Origin of the sequence: Mesorhizobium sp. B2-3-2, assembly GCF_006442295.1 — a bacterium.
In the GTDB taxonomy this organism is placed as follows: domain Bacteria; phylum Pseudomonadota; class Alphaproteobacteria; order Rhizobiales; family Rhizobiaceae; genus Mesorhizobium.
Genome location: NZ_VFWA01000025.1, coordinates 1 through 16,429, shown reverse-complemented (window position 1 = coordinate 16,429; position 16,429 = coordinate 1). Strand labels below are relative to the sequence as shown.

At 63.6% G+C, this 16,429-nt stretch carries 16 protein-coding genes and 1 pseudogene; 5 read left to right on the top strand and 12 right to left on the bottom strand.

All coding sequences use genetic code 11. The features are described from left to right. Window positions 1-44 precede the first annotated feature (44 nt). Entirely contained in the window at window positions 45-1,031 is a 987-nt protein-coding gene (locus tag FJ964_RS30075; RefSeq protein WP_140554294.1) for an ABC transporter substrate-binding protein, read from the bottom strand. A gap of 258 nt (window positions 1,032-1,289) precedes the next feature. Between FJ964_RS30075 and FJ964_RS30070 the strand changes: the two genes are divergently transcribed. Further along, window positions 1,290-2,267: a sugar-binding domain-containing protein gene (locus FJ964_RS30070; RefSeq protein WP_140554292.1), complete on the top strand. Its 978-nt coding sequence runs from the start codon at window positions 1,290-1,292 to the stop codon at window positions 2,265-2,267. Window positions 2,268-2,285: 18 nt separating this feature from the next. Here the strand turns inward: FJ964_RS30070 and FJ964_RS30065 are convergent, their stop codons facing one another. The 7 genes from FJ964_RS30065 to FJ964_RS30035 form a co-directional block, all read right to left on the bottom strand. Then, on the bottom strand, window positions 2,286-2,654 hold the full coding sequence (locus tag FJ964_RS30065) for a hypothetical protein (protein WP_140554291.1): 369 nt from the start codon (window positions 2,652-2,654) through the stop codon (window positions 2,286-2,288). Between the two features lie 114 nt (window positions 2,655-2,768). Next, window positions 2,769-4,148, bottom strand: a complete 1,380-nt coding sequence (locus FJ964_RS30060; RefSeq protein WP_140554289.1) for a pyruvate dehydrogenase complex dihydrolipoamide acetyltransferase — start codon at window positions 4,146-4,148, stop codon at window positions 2,769-2,771. Between the two features lie 3 nt (window positions 4,149-4,151). After that, on the bottom strand, window positions 4,152-5,150 hold the full coding sequence (locus tag FJ964_RS30055; RefSeq protein WP_140554288.1) for an alpha-ketoacid dehydrogenase subunit beta: 999 nt from the start codon (window positions 5,148-5,150) through the stop codon (window positions 4,152-4,154). Next, window positions 5,150-6,178, bottom strand: coding sequence for a thiamine pyrophosphate-dependent dehydrogenase E1 component subunit alpha (locus FJ964_RS30050; protein WP_140554286.1), 1,029 nt, complete (start codon window positions 6,176-6,178; stop codon window positions 5,150-5,152). Before FJ964_RS30050 ends, FJ964_RS30055 begins: the two co-directional genes overlap by 1 nt. A gap of 2 nt (window positions 6,179-6,180) precedes the next feature. Continuing rightward, window positions 6,181-7,509 carry an NAD(P)H-dependent oxidoreductase gene (locus tag FJ964_RS30045; protein WP_140554285.1) on the bottom strand — a complete coding sequence of 443 codons (1,329 nt, stop codon included), beginning with the start codon at window positions 7,507-7,509 and terminating at the stop codon, window positions 6,181-6,183. Between the two features lie 314 nt (window positions 7,510-7,823). After that, window positions 7,824-8,051, bottom strand: a complete 228-nt coding sequence (locus tag FJ964_RS30040) for a hypothetical protein (RefSeq protein WP_224713214.1) — start codon at window positions 8,049-8,051, stop codon at window positions 7,824-7,826. 116 nt (window positions 8,052-8,167) lie between these two features. Further along, a complete protein-coding gene (locus FJ964_RS30035; protein WP_140554283.1) occupies window positions 8,168-8,956 on the bottom strand; it encodes a 3-hydroxybutyrate dehydrogenase in 789 nt (262 codons plus the stop codon). A 90-nt stretch (window positions 8,957-9,046) separates the two neighbouring features. Here FJ964_RS30035 and FJ964_RS31615 point away from each other — a divergent pair. Next, window positions 9,047-9,196, top strand: a pseudogene (locus FJ964_RS31615) (acetoacetate decarboxylase family protein); the annotation flags it as partial. 29 nt (window positions 9,197-9,225) lie between these two features. On the opposite strand, the gene FJ964_RS30025 reads toward FJ964_RS31615, so the two are convergent. After that, a complete protein-coding gene (locus FJ964_RS30025; RefSeq protein ID WP_140554282.1) occupies window positions 9,226-9,795 on the bottom strand; it encodes a TetR/AcrR family transcriptional regulator in 570 nt (189 codons plus the stop codon). Between the two features lie 145 nt (window positions 9,796-9,940). Here FJ964_RS30025 and FJ964_RS30020 point away from each other — a divergent pair, with 145 nt between their 5' ends. Next, the gene (locus FJ964_RS30020) at window positions 9,941-11,254 is read left to right on the top strand and encodes an efflux RND transporter periplasmic adaptor subunit (RefSeq protein ID WP_140554280.1); all 1,314 of its coding nucleotides are present in this window, start codon (window positions 9,941-9,943) and stop codon (window positions 11,252-11,254) included. After that, window positions 11,251-14,334, top strand: coding sequence for an efflux RND transporter permease subunit (locus tag FJ964_RS30015; protein WP_140554279.1), 3,084 nt, complete (start codon window positions 11,251-11,253; stop codon window positions 14,332-14,334). Before FJ964_RS30020 ends, FJ964_RS30015 begins: the two co-directional genes overlap by 4 nt. 151 nt (window positions 14,335-14,485) lie before the next feature. Here the strand turns inward: FJ964_RS30015 and FJ964_RS30010 are convergent, their stop codons facing one another. Both FJ964_RS30010 and FJ964_RS31160 read right to left on the bottom strand, forming a co-directional pair. After that, entirely contained in the window at window positions 14,486-14,950 is a 465-nt protein-coding gene (locus FJ964_RS30010; RefSeq protein ID WP_140554277.1) for a L,D-transpeptidase, read from the bottom strand. Window positions 14,951-15,223: 273 nt separating this feature from the next. Next, complete coding sequence (locus tag FJ964_RS31160; protein ID WP_181169556.1) at window positions 15,224-15,385, bottom strand: hypothetical protein; 162 nt, start codon at window positions 15,383-15,385, stop codon at window positions 15,224-15,226. 328 nt (window positions 15,386-15,713) lie between these two features. On the opposite strand from FJ964_RS31160, the gene FJ964_RS30000 reads away from it, so the two are divergent. Next, the gene (locus tag FJ964_RS30000; protein WP_140554276.1) at window positions 15,714-15,881 is read left to right on the top strand and encodes a hypothetical protein; all 168 of its coding nucleotides are present in this window, start codon (window positions 15,714-15,716) and stop codon (window positions 15,879-15,881) included. Between the two features lie 84 nt (window positions 15,882-15,965). Here FJ964_RS30000 and FJ964_RS29995 read toward each other — a convergent pair. Further along, a partial coding sequence (locus tag FJ964_RS29995; RefSeq protein WP_140554274.1) for a response regulator transcription factor occupies window positions 15,966-16,429 on the bottom strand: 464 nt, incomplete at its 5' end.

Genomic DNA, 16,429 nt, shown 5'->3' with positions numbered 1-16,429 from the left:
CGGGATGCCGCCGAAGCGGCATCCGGCCGGATCGCCGAGACTTGTCAGCCGCCGAACAGTTCCGAGAACTTCGCCTTGTCGGCGTCGGTCTTGGCGACGATTGCCTTGGTGTCGAACGACATCACCTTGACCTTGACGCCTTCCGGCAGCCATTCGGGCCGGCCGACCGAGGCCCGTGCCGGCAGGTAGCCCATGGAAAGCGCCAGCTTCTGGCCCTCGTCCGAGAGAATGAAGTCGACGAACTTCTTGGCGCCGTCGACATTCTTGGCCGTCTTCATGATCGCGACCGGTTCGGTCACGGCCGGCACGCCTTCCGAGGGGAACACGAATTCCACCGGCGAGCCCTTCTTCTTGGCGTTCATCGCCATGAAGTCGACGAGGATGCCATAGGGCTTCTCGCCTGATGCCACGGACTTCAGCACCGCGCCATTGCCGCGCACGCTGACGGTGTTGTTGGCCTTCAGCTTCTGGAAGAAGTCCCATCCGTAATCGGCATCGCCGACGAAGCCCGAAAGCAGGTAGGCGGCGGCACCTGAATAGAGCGGGCTCGGCATGACGAGGCCATCGGCATAGGCCGGCTTGGCGAGGTCGGCCCAATGCTCGGGCTTTTGCGCCGCCGCGGTGTTGTAGACGATGCCGGTGGTGATCAGCTTGCTGCCGAAATAGGTCTTGTCGGCGTCGTAAGCATCCGGCTCGATGCCGTCGAGCTTTGCCTCGGGATAAGGCAGCAGCCGGCCGTCCTTCTTCAACAGCTCCATCGAGACCGCATCGGCGATCAACAGCACGTCGGCCTGCGGGCTGCCGGCGGCGAATTCGGCCGCCATCTTGGTGAGGATGTCGCTTGTTCCGGAACGATAGATTGCCACGTCGACGCCGGGCTGCGCCTTTTTGAAGGCCTCCACGGTCTTGGCCGCATCGGCTTCCGGCTGGGATGTGTAGAGCGTCAACGTTTCGGCACTTGCCATGCCGGCAAACAAAGTTGCCGCGAGCGCCAACTGGCTGCCCAGCAGTTTGATGAATAGCGTCTTCATGAGACCTCCTGTCCTGTCTGTGCACGACCGGTCCGGCCCCCGGCCGGTTCCCTGTCTCTTCCTCCCTGCACGGCGCATATGACTGGTGGATGACACAGCGCGTGAGATATACAAAATATGTTCATATGTTCGATGTCAATTACAAATGAACAAAACTATGCAACAATCGACACGCCGGACATCCGGCGCCAGTTGACACGCGGCCGGCCTTTCTCCGAAGAGGCGATGCGGGGCCAAGGCTCATGAGGACGAAAAGCGATGCCTGTGGAAAAGACCAGACCGGCCCGCTCCGGATTGCCGATGGTGTCGTCGGATCTCAACGTCAAGACGGCGTGGCTCTATTATGTGGAGGGCTTCACGCAGGAGCAGATCGCCGAGAAGCTTGACGTCTCCAGGGTGAAGGTCATGCGCACGCTGGCCGCGTGCACGGCCGAGGGCATCGTCGTCACCATGATCAACGCGCCGACCGCCGAACAGGTGGCTCTCGAACGTGCACTCGAGAAGCGCTGGGGCCTCGACGCCGCCGTCGTCATCCCGACGCCTTCGGCGCAAGAGCACCTGGAGAAGGCGATCGGCCACGCCGTGGCGGCCTATCTCGGCGAGCAGATGCAGGACGGCATGACGCTGGCGATCGGCGGCGGCGCGACGCTGCATGCCAGCCTCGGCTTTCTCGCCCGCCGACAGCTGAAGCACGCCTCGGTCGTGGCGCTCGTGGGCAGCCTGCCGCATTCGCAGTGGATCAATCCGTCGATCGTCGCCGCCAAGGTCGCTGACGTCTTCGAGGTCGACAGCTATCAGATCACCGCGCCGGTGACGGTCGACGACCCCTCGCTGCGTGACCTGCTATGGGCGCAGCCGACGCTGCAGGACGTGCGCCGGCGCGCGGCCGCCGCCGACATCGCGCTGCTCACCGTCGGCGACATGTCGCCGGACGCCACCATCTTCCGTCACGGCATCGTGCCGTCGTCGCTCATCGCGCCGTTGAGGGCAAAGGGCGCCGTCGCCAACATGCTGTGCTATTTCGTCGATGCCTCAGGCAGGCTGGTCGACCACGAAGTCAACGGCCGCGTCATGGCCATCGATCTCGATGTCGTCGGCCAGGTGCCGAATGTCGTGCTGGCCGCGGGCGGCAAGCGCAAGGTTGCCGCGATCCTGGCCGCGCTGAAGGCCGTCAGCACCAATGTGCTGATCACCGACAGCGATACGGCGACGGCGCTGCTGGCAAAGGCTGGCTGAGGCTGCTTTCAGTGCCGCTCAGATAAGGCCGCGTTCGCGCAAGAAATCCTCGACGCCGACATGGGTCATGGATTCGAATTCCGCGATCGCCTCGGCCACCCGTCTGCGTTGGGCCGCCAGCAGCGTGAACACCTGCTTCATCTCGCCGGAAACGCCGAAGCGGCCCCAGCGCTCCGCGATATGCGCCGGCAGGCCGATGTCGGCGCAGAACGCATCCAGGCTCTCATAGCCGAGATTCGCGACGAGTTGCTTGGTTTCGTCCGCCGACATACGCGGCTCGAAAGCGTGATCGTGCAGCCGCTGCGCCATCAGCTTGATGTCGGACGGAGACGCGCCCATCACCTTGCCGAACAGGGTCCTGACGTCGGATGGATCGAATGCGGGCATGCGGACCTCCCTTGATCACAGTCCACTTGAAACATGGGCGAAGGGTTCGCGCCTGACAAGTCGATTCTATGGTGAGCCGGCGCATCATTCGACGCCGGTTCACATCAACGTGACCTACACCAGCATGCCCATCGGGTTCTCGATCAGCTTCTTGAAGGCGACCAGCAGTTCAGCGCCCAGCGCTCCGTCCACGGCGCGATGGTCGGTCGACAGCGTCACCGACATCACCGTGGCGATTTTGATCTCGCCGTTCTTGACCACCGCCCGCTCCTCGCCCGCGCCCACCGCCAGGATCGTCGCATGCGGCGGGTTGATGACGGCGGCAAAGTCCTTGATGCCGAACATGCCAAGGTTCGACACCGCCGTGGTGCCGCCTTGATATTCCTCCGGCTTCAGCTTGCGGCTGCGCGCGCGGCTGGCCAGGTCCTTCATCTCGTTGGAGATCACCGACAGCGTCTTTTCGTCCGCCTTGCGGATAATCGGCGTGATCAGGCCGCCGGGGATCGACACGGCGACGCCGACATCGGCATGCCTGTGCTTGACCATAGCGCTCTCGGTCCACGAGGCATTGGCATCCGGCACCGCCTTCAGGGCCATGGCCATCGCCTTGATCACCATGTCGTTGACCGACAGCTTGTAGGCGGGCGCCTCGCCCTTGTCGGTCTTCTTTACCGGTGCGGCCGCATTGAGTTGCGTGCGCAGCGAAAGCAGCGCATCGAGCTCGCAGTCGAGCGTCAGGTAGAAATGCGGGATGGTGGTCTTGGCCTCGACCAGCCGGCGCGCAATGGTCTTGCGCATGTTGTCGTGCGGGACGAGTTCATAGGAGCCTTCCTCGAACAGCTTCAGCACCTGATCGTCCGACATCGCCTTTACCGGCGCGGGAGCCGATGCGATAGCGGCGGGAGCTTCAGGAGCCACCGCTGGGGCTTCCTTGGCGCCGCCCTTAGCGATCGCCGCGTCAATATCCACCTTGACCACGCGGCCATGCGGGCCGGTGCCGGCAATACTGGCGAGGACGAGGCCGGCTTCACGCGCCAGGCGCCGGGCTAACGGCGTTGCGCGCGCAACAGATGGCGATTGGCCGATCTCCCCCCTTGTGGGGGAGATGCCCGGCAGGGCAGAGGGGGGCGCCTCGCGCTGAGAGGACGGCGGGACAGCGCCCCCCTCTGTCGGCTTCGCCGACATCTCCCCCACGGGTGGGGAGATTGGAGCCGCGTCCTGCTTGGCCTCAGCAGCACCAGTCCCATAGGCTTCATCATCGGCATAGATCCACGCAACCGGCGCGCCGACGGGGATATCGACGCCCTCCTTGCCGGAGACATCGCGCAGGATGCCGCTGGCCGGCGCATCGATTTCCATCGCCGCCTTGTCGGTCTCGATCTCGAACAGCACGTCGCCCTTCTTGACCTGCTGGCCCTCGGTGGCAAACCATCGCGAAATCTGTCCGGTCGCCATGTCCATGTCGACCTTGGGGAGAATGACTTCGGTCGGCATCTCTCAGCGGACCCCTCTCACGAGGTCGCGCGCGGCGGTGATGATGTCGGGAACCTGCGGCACCGTCGCTTTCTCCAGCTCCGGATTGTAGGGGATCGGCGTCTCGGCGCCACCCAGCCGCACGATCGGCGCGTCGAGATAGTCGAACGCCTCGCTCTCGGCGATCATCGCGCTGACCTCGGCGCCGATGCCGAGCGTCTTGACCGCTTCATAGACGCACATCAGCCGCGACGTCTTCTTGACGCTGTCGATGACGGTCTGCTTGTCCATCGGGCGGATGGTCCTGAGATCGACGACCTCGACGTCGATGCCTTTCGCCTCCAGCGCGGCCGCGGCGTCGAGCGCCTTCTGCACCATGATCGAGGTGGCGACGATGGTGAGATCGCGCCCCTCGCGGCGTATATCGGCCTTGCCGATCGGCACGGTGTAATAGCCTTCCGGAACCGGGCCCTTCATCTTGTAGAGCAGCTTGTGTTCGAAGATCATCACCGGATCGGGATCGGCGACGGCAGCCAAAAGCATGCCCTTGGCATCGTGCGGCGTCGCCGGCTGGATGACCTTCAGGCCCGGCACATGGCCGAGCCAGGCCTCGAGGCTCTGGCTGTGCTGCGCGGCGGCACCGGTGCCCGAACCGGCGGGAAAGCGCATCACGACGGGCACCGAAACCTCGCCGCCCAGCATGAAGCGCATCTTCGCTGCCTGGTTGACGATCTGCTCCATGGCGAGCGTGGCAAAGTCGGAGAACTGGAACTCGAAGATCGGCCGCATCCCGGTGAGGGCCGCACCCACCGCGACGCCCGCGCCGCCCAGTTCCGAGATCGGCGTGTCCATCACCCGGTCCGCGCCGTAGCGCTCGACCAGATCGCCGGTCACCTGGAAGGCGCCGCCATAGACGCCGATATCCTCGCCCATCAGGAAGACGCGCTCGTCCATGTCCATGGCGATCGCCATGGCTTCCTGGATCGCCTGGGCGTAGCTCAGTTCACGCACCATCGCGTCCATCACGCCTGCTCCGTATATACGTAATTTCCGGTCTCGCTGACATCAGGCGACGGGCTCGCCTTGGCGAACTCGATGCCGTCGGCGATTTCCTTGGCCACCGCGTCACGAATGGCCTCGATGCCCTTGTCGTCGATGAAGCCGAAGTCGCGCAGCTCGCTTTCGAACAGGGTGATCGGATCGCGGTTCGACATCCAGTCCTCGATCTCCTCCTTGGTGCGATAGCGGTTGCGGTCGCTCTTGGAATGGCCGCGATGGCGGTAGGTCTTGGACTCGATCAGCGTCGGCCCTTCGCCCGCGCGGGCGCGCTCGACGGCTCTGTAGGACGCCTCGGCCACCTCCGAAAAAATGTTGCCGTTGACGATGACGCCGGGCATCGAATAGGCGGCGGCGCGCTCGGCGATGTTCTTGACCGCGGTCGAGCGGGCCGTCGACGTAGACATGCCGTAGCCATTGTTCTCGCACACGAAAATGACCGGCAGCTTCCAGATCGCCGCCATGTTCAGCGCCTCGTGGAAAGCGCCCTCATTGTTGGCACCGTCGCCGAAGAAGGAGACCACGACCTTGCCGGTCTTCATCATCTTGGAGGAGAGCGCCGCCCCGACGGCGATCGGAATGCCGCCGCCGACAATGCCATTGGCGCCGAGATTGCCCTTGGCGACGTCGGCGATGTGCATCGAGCCGCCGCGGCCCTTGCAGTAGCCGGTGGTCTTGCCGAAGAACTCGGCGAACATGCGCTTGACCTCGGCGCCCTTGGCGATGCAGTGACCGTGGCCGCGATGCGTCGAGGTGATCTGGTCATCCTCGCCGAGCGGCATGCAGATGCCCATGGCGCTGGCTTCCTGGCCGATCGACAGGTGCATGGTGCCGTGGATGAGGCCGCGCGTGTAGCTCTCCTCCGCGCCCTCTTCGAAGCGGCGGATGAGGTACATCTTGTAGAGCACCTCTCTGAGCTGCTCGGCGCTGTACTGGCGATAGACGAAGGGCAGGTTGGCGCGGCTGTCCGCGACGGCTTTGCTGGCTGCGGCCATGATCACGCCTCCACGGTTCCGTAGACGAGCTTGTCCTGGCGCGCGCGCAGTTCGGCGATCTTGGAACCCGGGGCCGGGGCGGCATTGGCGTAGGTGATGAGCTCGCCCTTCTTGATCGGCGCCGTCACCGAACCGCCCTGCAGCAGGCCACAGGGAATGGCCCTGGCGGCATGCGCTTCCGGCGCCGTCATGATCCAGGCGCGGTAGCAATATTCGCCGATCGCATCGAGCTTCTCGCCCGGCTTCATGTCCTTCTTGGCCACGGCTGCGACTTCGGCCACCGGCTTTGCCAGCGGCACCATGTCGGCCTTGCCGTAGAGCACGACGCGGGCGCAGGTCAGCGGCACTTCGAGCGAGGTCAAATGGTAGGGCCGATGGAAGGTGAAGTACGGCCCCTTGCCCATCTTCAAATCTTCCATGCGCTCCGAAATGCGCGGATGCGACATGTCGGCGACGACGAACACGCCGGGCGCGACACCCTTGCCGATCGAATAGTCGACGACGCCGACCTTGGACAACACGCCGCCGTCCTTCTGCGGCACCAGCACCTTGGACAATTCGCCAAGCGTCGCCGCCGGACCGTGCATGCCGGCCTTGTCGGGCACCAGCCCGGTGGCGTTGGCGATCGCCGCCATCTCGACCATGGTCTTGGAGCCGTCGACGAACTCGACCAGCATGCGTACGTTCATGTGCCGGCGCTGGGCCTCTTCCTCATAGTCGGGCGGCGTGGCATCGATGTTGAGCGGATTGTTCTTGCCCTTGCCGGCGGCGACGATCGGATGGCCCATCGCCGAGACGAACTCGATCAGCTCCATGCAGGAGGACGGCTCGTCGCCGGCGCCCAGCGAATAGGTGACGCCCAGCCGGTCGGCCTCGCTCTTCAGATAAGCGCCGATGGTGACGTCGGCCTCGACATTCATCATCACCAGGTGCTTGCCGTGCTCCATGGCGCGCAAGCCGATCTCGGCGCCGACGGCGGGAACGCCGGTGGCGTCGATGACGACGTCGATCAGGTCGTTGTTGATGACCAGGCTGGCGTCGTTGGTGACCGCCACCTTGCCGGCCTCCATGGCGGCCGTCATCGCCGAGGCGTTCGACACCTCGCGCGCATGCCCGGTTTCCTGGAAGGCGATGTCCACGGCCTTGCTGGCCGCCGGCAGGTTCAGCTCGGAAATGGCGCCGATCTCGATGCCGGACATATGGGCGACACGGGTGACGATGTCGGTTCCCATCTCGCCCGAACCGATCAGGCCGATGCGGATCGGCTTGCCCGACTTGGCCCGCACCTCGAGATCACGGGCAAGGCCCGTCAACGAAACATTGGAAGCCATATCGCTCATTCCTCCCGTAATGCTGCTATTCAATCACCTGACGGGGTATTGAACATCTGTATTTCTGTCAAGACTAATGTCCAGATTCGTAGCGCTTTTGCAGCACTTCCCAGCATCGGCGGCGAGGTGGGAAAGCCAGCAAATCGGATAATCCAACGGCTCGCGACGGTTCGACGCATTCGGACCCGGAAAAGTTCGGGCTCAAGACGCGCTTACGCGTCCGGCGCCGAGGCGCTGGGCGTGTGACGGGAGAACGGGCGTTCGCCTGCCTAAGTGCCAGCCAACCGGAAAAATCGTGAAAATGGATGATCACCTCATCCGCGTCGACCAAGATCACGGCGTAGGCGGCGGTTCGTGGCCGAGACTCCAGCTTTCCGAGAAAACGAGCGCAGCGTGCTGACCGGAATACCGCGCCAGTTGCCGGCGATCAGTCGATGGACATGTCCGATGAAGATGTGACGGACATTGCCATGGCGTTGGAGTAGCTCTTGAAGGGCATCGGCATCGGCGTCGGTCAGCCTGACCTCGTCGAGCACCGGCATGTGGATGCCGAATGGCGGGTCGTGCATAAACAGGAGGACCGACCGGTCCTGTGCCACTTGCAACCGCTTGCCGGCTCCGAAGGCGCCAGCCAGAAACAGGACGCCTCGCCTGGGCTTTATTGTGCCGTCCAGCCGCCGTCCATCGGCAAGGTCGCGCCGGTGATCTGCCTGGCTGAATCCGAGCACAGGAACAGCGCCAGGGCGGCAAGGTCCTCGACGGCGACGAATTCCTTTGTCGGCTGTGCTGCCAGCAGCACATCGCGCTTGACCTGTTCCTCGGTCATGCCGCGCGCCTTCATCGTGTCGGGAATCTGCTTCTCGACCAGCGGCGTCCAGACATAGCCGGGCGCGATCGCGTTGACGGTGATGCCCTCCTGCGCCACTTCCAGCGCCACCGTCTTGGTCAGGCCTGATATGCCGTGCTTGGCCGAGACATAGGCGGATTTGAACGGCGAGGCGACGAGCGCATGCGCGGAAGCCGTGTTGATGATGCGGCCCCATTTGCGGCTCTTCATGCCGGGCAGCGCCGCCTTGATCGCGTAGAAGGCCGACACCAGGTTGACGCGGATGATCGCTTCCCATTTATCGTCGGGGAATTCGTCGATCGGCGCGACATGCTGGATGCCGGCATTGTTGACCAGGATGTCGAGGCTGCCGAACGCCTCTTCCGCCTCATGCACCATCGCGCTGACCGCCGCGCCGTCCATCATGTTGGCGTCGGAGTAGCGGCATTTGACGCCGAAATCCTTCTCGATGCCGGCGCGCTCCCGCTCGATATCGGCGGCATTGCCCAGGCCGTTGATGGTGACGTTGGCGCCTTCGGCGGCGAAGGCGCGGGCGATGGCCAGGCCGATACCGCTGTTCGAGCCGGTGACGAGCGCATTCTTCGAAGACAGAGAACCCATGGGTGATCTCGCGATGGTGGGAGGGAACACGAAAGATAGAACGCGTTCTTGTGCGCCGCAACATGACGATGCCACAGCCATATATCCGCGCCTGAACCGACCGGCTTCGGCGACTACACCGAGACCGGCCAGGTCATCCCGGTGCACTGCAAGGGCCAGCATGGCGGCTATGTCCACCCGATCTACCTCGACGAGGACGCGCCAATCGCCGGCGGGAGCGCGGTTTTTCCTCCGGAATTGCGTAGACACCGAACCGCCCTGATGGTCCGTCAGGGTCGCTTGGCCCGGGCAGGGCCGACATCGGACGATCCAGCGATTTCCAGCAGCGACGACACCAGCAATTGCCGCTCGTCTGGGGAAAGCACATCCGCGTCGAACAGGTTCATGCTGCGCAGGCCTTCGATGGCGAGATAGCAGACCAGCAGCGACTTGAGATCCGGCGTCTCGCTCTTCAGTCGTTGGAACAGTTGTCGTTTGAAGGTCTTTATCGGCGACATGAAGTCCGGATCCTCGGCGATCGCCGAAAATATCCACGAGGCCGATGGCTGCTTGTCCTCGCAATCCTTGGCCGAAAGCCTGATGTAGACGGCGAGCGGGTTTGCGCCCTTGTCGTTGCTGTTGGCGGTCTCCAGCGCCTGCTCGAATTCGCGCAGATAGCCTTCGACCAGGCCCTGCATCAATTTGGCCTTGGTCGGGAAATTGTAGAGCAGTCCGCCCTTCGATACGCCGGCGCGGCTGGCGACGGCATCCAGGGACAGGCTACCGGGGCCGGATTCCCGTGCGACGTCCGCCGCCGCAGCGAGAATCCTCTCGCGCGAGTTCGTTCGTTGGGCTTTCATGGCGCCTCCCATCGCAAGCTTAGGCCCAATTGACAAGACCGTCCAGACGGTACAGTAAGACCGCGGTCATTTGAAATCGGGGCCCGCAGTCGATATGTGTCCCGATATCCGCGCTTCGCGCCGGATTTCGACTGAGGGGACTTCCTTGTTCAAGCGCATACTCCGTTTCGTTATCATCATTCTTGTGTTGGCCGTGCTCGTCATCGTGGTCGGCGGCATCGTCGGGTTCAATTTCCTGCGTGACAACGGCATCAAGCAATATTTCGCCACGATGAAGCCGCCAGCGGCAACCGTGTCGACAACCATCGTCAAGCCGTCGAACTGGACGCCGGGCATCGAGGCAATCGGCACGGTCCGCGCCGTGCGCGGTGTCGACCTGACGGTCGAGACCGCCGGCATCGTCAAGGAGATCCCCTTCCATGCCAACGAGAAAGTGGCGGCCAATGCGGTGCTGCTGCAACTCGACGACGCCGTAGAGCGCGCCGATCTCGCGGCACAGAAGGCGCAGGCGGCGCTCGATCAGACATCGCTGACCCGCGCACTCGAACTGACCAAGCGCGGTGTCGGCTCGGACTCGACCCTGGACACCGCACGTGCCGCCGCGTCCGCTTCGGCATCCCAGGTCAACAGGCTTCAGGCGGTGCTCGACCAGAAGCAGCTGACGGCGCCCTTCGCCGGCACCGTCGGCATCCCGAAGATCGATCTCGGCCAATATCTGGCGCCCGGCACCGCCGTGGTGACGCTGCAGGACCTCGACACGATGCGGGTCGACTTCACGGTTCCCGAACAGCAACTGCCGCTGCTCAAGATCGGGCAGACGGTTCGGCTGGGCCTCAGCGGCGGCGACATGCCTTTTGCCGGGGCCATTCGCGGTATCGATCCCAAGATCGACCCGTCCAGCCGGCTGGTGAACATCCGGGCGGAAGTCGCCAATCCCGAAGGCAAGCTGACCCCCGGCCAGTTCGTGCAAGTGCGTGTCGAATTGCCCCAGGAGCAGAATGTGCTGGCGCTGCCGCAGACGGCGCTGACCACCAGCCTCTATGGCGACTACATATTCGTGGTGCACCCGGCAAAGCCCGCCGAGGCGCAGCCGACCAATGAGACAAAACCCGCCGCGGCTGCGGCGACCGACAAGCCGGCGGACGCCAAGCCCGCGGCCGATGCCAAACCGGCCGAAGCCGCGAAGCCTGCCGCCGATGCGGCAAAACCGGCGGACAAAACGGCCGCCGATCAGGCCAAGCCGGCCGCAGGGGGCGAGCAGCCTGCCCTTGTCCTGTCGCAGGTGTTCGTCAAGCCCGGCCGCCGCAACGAGGGCATGGTCGAGATCGTCGAGGGCCTCAAGGCGGGCGATGAGGTTGTCACGGCAGGTCAGAATCGCCTCTTCAACGGCATGTCCGTCAACGTCGACAACACCATCGACCCAACCAAATCGGCGAACAAGCAGGCCGACCAGCAATGAGCGTTTCCGATCTCTTCATTCGCCGGCCCGTCCTCTCCACGGTTCTTGCATGCATGATCCTGCTCCTGGGCTTCCAGGGCATATTCAGCCTGTCGATCCGCCAGTATCCGAAGGTTGACGAAACCGCGATCACCATCACGACGGCCTATCCGGGCGCCAGCGCCGACCTGATCCAGGGCTTCATTTCCGCTCCGATCGCGCGCGCCGTCGCCTCGACCGAGAACATCGATTACGTCACGTCGTCGAGCCGACCGTCCTCCAGCACGGTCACGGTGCAGATGAAGCTCGGCTCCAACCCGGACGTCGCGCTGACCGAGGTGCTGTCCAAGGTCCAGGGCGTGCGCGGCACCTTGCCGGACGCCTCCAAGGATCCCGTCATCGTCAAGGGCACGGGCCAGCAGTTCGCGATGATGTACATCTCGATGCAGAACCCGAACATGACGAAGGAGCAGCTGACCGAGTATATCGAGCGCGTCATCAGGCCCCGCATGTCGACGGTCGAAGGCGTCGCCGACGTGCAGATCTTCGGCGCCCAGGAATATTCGATGCGCGTCTGGATCGATCCGGTCAGGCTCGCCGCGCGCGGCGTGACCGCATCGGAGGTGCTGACGGCGATCAACAACTCCAACTTCCTGTCGGCGCCCGGCAACACCGAGAACGAATATGTCGTCTCCTCGATCACCGTGCGCTCGACGCTGCAGACGCCCGAAGCCTTCGCCGAGCTGCCGCTGCGCTCGACCGACGGCAATGTGGTGCGGCTGCGCGATGTCGCTCGCGTCGAACTCGGCGCCGAGAACACCGACACCAGGGTCTCCTTCAACGGCAAGCCAGGCACCTTCCTCGCCATCTTCCCGACCCCCGCTGCCAATCCTCTGACCACGGCGGCGGCGCTCACCAGGCTGGTGCCTCAAATCCAGGAGACGCTGCCGAAAGGCATGACGATCGAGATCGTCTACGACGCGACCGGGCAGATCAGCGCCTCGATCGACGAAGTGTTCAAGACCATCGGCGAGGCTGTTGCCATCGTCGTCGTCGTTATCCTTCTGTTCCTGGGCTCTTTCCGTTCGGTGATGATGCCCATCGTCACTATCCCGCTGTCACTGATCGGCGTCTGTTTCCTGTTGTTCGCGGTGGGCTATTCGATCAACCTTCTGTCGCTGCTCGCCATGGTTCTGGCGATCGGCCTCGTCGTCGACGACGCCATCGTGGTGGTGGAAAATATCCACCGCCACATGGAAGAGGACCACATGTCGCCGATGCAGGCGGCCTTCAACGGCATGCGCGAGATCGCCACCGCCATCGTTGCCATGACCATGACCCTGGCCGCGGTGTTCGCGCCACTGGCCTTCACCGGCGGCCTGACCGGCGCGCTGTTCCGCGAATTCGCGGTCACGCTCGCCGGCTCGGTGGTGCTGTCGGGCGTGATCGCCATCACCATCACGCCGATGATGTCGGCGCGCCTGCTGAAGTCCGGCACGCCAGGCCGTTTCCAGCGCATTGTCGACGGCACTTTCGCGCGGGTCGAGCACGTCTATGAGCGGGCCGTCACCGGGTCGCTCAACTATCGCCCGCTGACGCTGATCATCGTGCTGGCGCTTGTCGGGGTGACCGGCTTCATGTTCACCAAGACCTCAACCGAACTGGCGCCGGAAGAAGACCAGGGCTTCCTGCTCTCGCTTGTAACGGCGCCGCGTTACGCGACATCCGACTACACCGAGACTTACGTCAACCAGATGCTCGGTCTGGTGAAGGATATTCCCGAAACGCGGGCGCAGTTCTCGGCCGTCGCGTTCGGCGGCACGACGAACAGTGCGTTCGTCGGTTTCGCCTTCAAGGACTGGGCGGAGCGCAAGCGCAACTCGAAGGAGCTGCAGGCCGACATCACAGCCCGTCTCGCCAAGGTGGCGGGCGTCCAGGCCTTCGTCTTTGCGCCGCCGACGCTGCCGGGCTCCGGCGGCGGCCTGCCCATCGCCATGGTCGTGCGATCGACCGGCGACTCCTCGGAAGTGTACGACGTGGCCGAGAAGATCAAGAACAAGGCACAGGCTTCCGGCCGCTTCATCGTCGTGCAGAATTCGATGGCCTACGATGCGCCGCAGGTGACGGTGACCATCGACCGCGACCGCGCCGCGGCGCTGAACCTGCCGATCGCCGATATCGGCCGGACGCTGACGCTGCTGGTCGGCGGCGCCGAAGTGGCGCAGTTCGACCGCGACTCCAACAGCTACGACATCATCCCGCAAGTGCCGAAAGAATTCCGCGACAATCCCGAAAAACTCGGCGAGTATTTCGTGCGCAGCGTAACGGGCGAGATGGTGCCGCTGTCGGCGGTGGTGAAGATCTCGACCAATGCGTCGCCGGCCGCGATCGAGCAGTTCAACCAGCTGAATTCGTCGACGATCTCGGCGCTGCCGCTGCCCGGCGTCACCACCGGCGACGGATTGAAAGTCCTCGAGGACATTGCCAGGGAGAACCTGCCCGACACCTTCTTCATCGACTATTCGGGCCAGTCCAGGCAGGAGAAGGAACAGGGCAATACGATCCTGATCGCTTTCGGGGCGGCCGTCATCGTCATCTATCTGGTGCTGGCGGCGCAGTTCGAAAGCTTCCGTGATCCGCTGATCATCATGATGGCGGTGCCGCTTTCGATCTTCGGCGCCATCGTGCCGCTCAATCTGGGCCTTGGCACACTCAACATCTACACGCAGGTCGGACTGATCACTTTGATCGGCCTGATCACAAAGCACGGCATCCTGCTGGTCGAGTTCGCCAACCAGCAGCGCGAGATCCACGGTATGCGGCGGCGCGACGCCATCATCGCTTCGGCCAAGGTGAGGCTGCGGCCGATCCTGATGACGACGGCGGCGATGGCGCTTGGCGTGGTGCCGCTGATCACGTCCAGCGGCGCCGGCGCGGCTGCCCGCTATTCGATGGGCCTGGTCATTTTCACCGGCATCCTGGTCGGCACCATGTTCACGCTCTTCGTCGTGCCCATGTTCTATACCTTCATTGCCAGCAAGGATCTGCCCGAGGTGGCAGAGAAGCCGGATCCCAAACTGATGCCGGCATTGCCGAGCTAATGGAAACGGCATTGCCGAACTAACAAAAACTAACAAAAAAGAGGCCGGAACACCCCGGCCTCTTTTTTGGCTGTGCTCTACTGCCGCGAAAAGATGTTCCGGCGGGAGCCCTGAACGGATATGGCTGCTGTGCCGACCCGTTGCCAGCCTGCTACTTGACGATGACGATGCTGGTGTTGGCCGGCCCGAAGGTCTCGACGAGCTGGTAGAAATCGGCGGCATTGTCGGGATGCAGCCGCACGCAACCATGTGAGGCCGGCCGGCCAAGCCGCTTGATGGCATAAGTCGCATGCACCGCATAGCCGCCGCTGAAGAACACCGAATGCGGCATCGGCGCGTTGTCGTACTTCTTCGAATACCACATTTCATGCATGCGCGTCGGCTTGAACGAGCCGGTCGGCGTCACATGCGCCCTGTCACCGGTGGAAACCTTCCAGGCGAAGGCCGGGCGGCCGTCGACCGAGACTTCCATGACCTGTTGCGAAAGCGAGACGCGCGCCACGATCTTGTTGGCGGCATGCGCGGTACCCGTGCCGGCACCTAACAGAAGTGCCGCGCCCGTCAGGGCAGCGGCGGCGGTGATGTTGATGAGCTTGGCGGAAATGGCAGTATGCATGATGTCCCTCTCTCTGCCGGTCTGGCCGGCCCCAAATTCGATGAGCGGCTTATCCTTGCATCATGTTTCGGTGAGATTTCGTGAAATGCTCGTTTGTGTTTCGAATGTGTTTCCTCTGGTTAACAGCACCTAAGCCAAAAAGGGCGGACATCGAAGCTGTCAACTCGCACAGGACACGGCACATAGGTATTCAGCCCGAAACGAAAGTTCGAATTTCCCCAAGATGAAAGATTGGGGCTCAATTTCGAAACTGATCTGCAACAAAGCGCTACTTCAGGCGGCATGAAGCGGATACAGGCCGCCGGCAGAGTTGACGTAACGAAAGCAGACGGCAACGACCACGGGAACGAAAACGAATATGTGGTCCTGGTTTCTCGGGATCAGCATCGCAGCAGCAGCCATCAGCGGCGCCGGCACGGTTGCCGACGGTTCCATGGCCAGCCTCGCGGCGATGAGTTCGAGTGAGATCTCAACCCTGCATACCGTCCTGTTTTGTGCCACGGTCTGGATTGTTCCAGCCTGCGCATCGTCCGGCTCAAGGCCCACTGGCGGGTTGGCCTTCGGCTGCTGGCATTGCGCGGCCCCTCCGGCAACTTGCTGCTGAGAGGACCGAAGGCCCGCGCCGTGACGGGGGGCTCCGTAGACGGCGCGGGCACTTCGGGAGTTTCCTGAAGTACGCCGAAGCGACACGCGCCCACCCAAGACGAGCGCTGGTCTTCGGAAAACAAGCCGCCGCAACATGAATTACTGGGGGATTGATGCAATGAAAACGAAACTTGCAGCTTCGGTGCTTTCGGCACTGCTCTACGCCCAGGGCCTGCTCGGTTTTGCCGGGCTTGCCACGGTGCTCTTGAAAGAGCGCGCGCATGCAGGCGAGTTCGCGACAAGCGGCGACATGCCATCGGGGCCATCGTTACTGGTGGTGCGCTGAGCCGCATGGCAATCGGGCCCAAGGTGAAAAACCGTTCTGGGAAATCCGATGCTCAGCCAGGGGAATGACGTGAGCGCCGGGCCGTCAATCGGCGAATTGCGCCGGCGGATCGAAACGGTAGCCGGCGCCGCGTATGGTGGTGATGGCTTCCGTATCGAGCTTGCGGCGCAGCCGCACGATGCGCGAATCGATGGAGCGGTCGAAGGCGTCGGCATTCTCGGCCGGCGCCGCCGCGATTATGTCGTCACGCGTCAGCACCTTGCGCGGACTGGCCAGGAACAGCCGAAGCAGCGCCACCTGGCCGGGCGAAAGCTGCTCCTCCGTGCCCGAGCGGTGCATGACGATGGCCGATTTCAAATCGACGGTCGCGTTCTCCAGCACGATCAGCTCCTGGGCGGCCCTGCCCCGCCGCGTCAGCAGGCCGCCGACGCGGGCGGCGAGTTCCCTGACATTGAGCGGACTTTCGATGACGTCGGCGGCACCGAGCTCGAGCGCAAGCACCTTGTCGACGAGATCGGCCGGCCGGCAGATCAGGATGAAATCCGGCC

Bases quoted from the DNA above. Each gene is read 5' to 3' on its own strand.
- FJ964_RS30075 (WP_140554294.1), bottom strand. From the start codon at position 1,031: ATGAAGACGCTATTCATCAAACTGCTGGGCAGCCAGTTGGCGCTCGCG.
- FJ964_RS30070 (WP_140554292.1), top strand. From the start codon at position 1,290: ATGCCTGTGGAAAAGACCAGACCGGCCCGCTCCGGATTGCCGATGGTG.
- FJ964_RS30065 (WP_140554291.1), bottom strand. From the start codon at position 2,654: ATGCCCGCATTCGATCCATCCGACGTCAGGACCCTGTTCGGCAAGGTG.
- FJ964_RS30060 (WP_140554289.1), bottom strand. From the start codon at position 4,148: ATGCCGACCGAAGTCATTCTCCCCAAGGTCGACATGGACATGGCGACC.
- FJ964_RS30055 (WP_140554288.1), bottom strand. From the start codon at position 5,150: ATGGACGCGATGGTGCGTGAACTGAGCTACGCCCAGGCGATCCAGGAA.
- FJ964_RS30050 (WP_140554286.1), bottom strand. From the start codon at position 6,178: ATGGCCGCAGCCAGCAAAGCCGTCGCGGACAGCCGCGCCAACCTGCCC.
- FJ964_RS30045 (WP_140554285.1), bottom strand. From the start codon at position 7,509: ATGGCTTCCAATGTTTCGTTGACGGGCCTTGCCCGTGATCTCGAGGTG.
- FJ964_RS30040 (WP_224713214.1), bottom strand. From the start codon at position 8,051: ATGCCGGTGCTCGACGAGGTCAGGCTGACCGACGCCGATGCCGATGCC.
- FJ964_RS30035 (WP_140554283.1), bottom strand. From the start codon at position 8,956: ATGGGTTCTCTGTCTTCGAAGAATGCGCTCGTCACCGGCTCGAACAGC.
- FJ964_RS30025 (WP_140554282.1), bottom strand. From the start codon at position 9,795: ATGAAAGCCCAACGAACGAACTCGCGCGAGAGGATTCTCGCTGCGGCG.
- FJ964_RS30015 (WP_140554279.1), top strand. From the start codon at position 11,251: ATGAGCGTTTCCGATCTCTTCATTCGCCGGCCCGTCCTCTCCACGGTT.
- FJ964_RS30010 (WP_140554277.1), bottom strand. From the start codon at position 14,950: ATGCATACTGCCATTTCCGCCAAGCTCATCAACATCACCGCCGCCGCT.
- FJ964_RS31160 (WP_181169556.1), bottom strand. From the start codon at position 15,385: ATGGAACCGTCGGCAACCGTGCCGGCGCCGCTGATGGCTGCTGCTGCG.
- FJ964_RS30000 (WP_140554276.1), top strand. From the start codon at position 15,714: ATGAAAACGAAACTTGCAGCTTCGGTGCTTTCGGCACTGCTCTACGCC.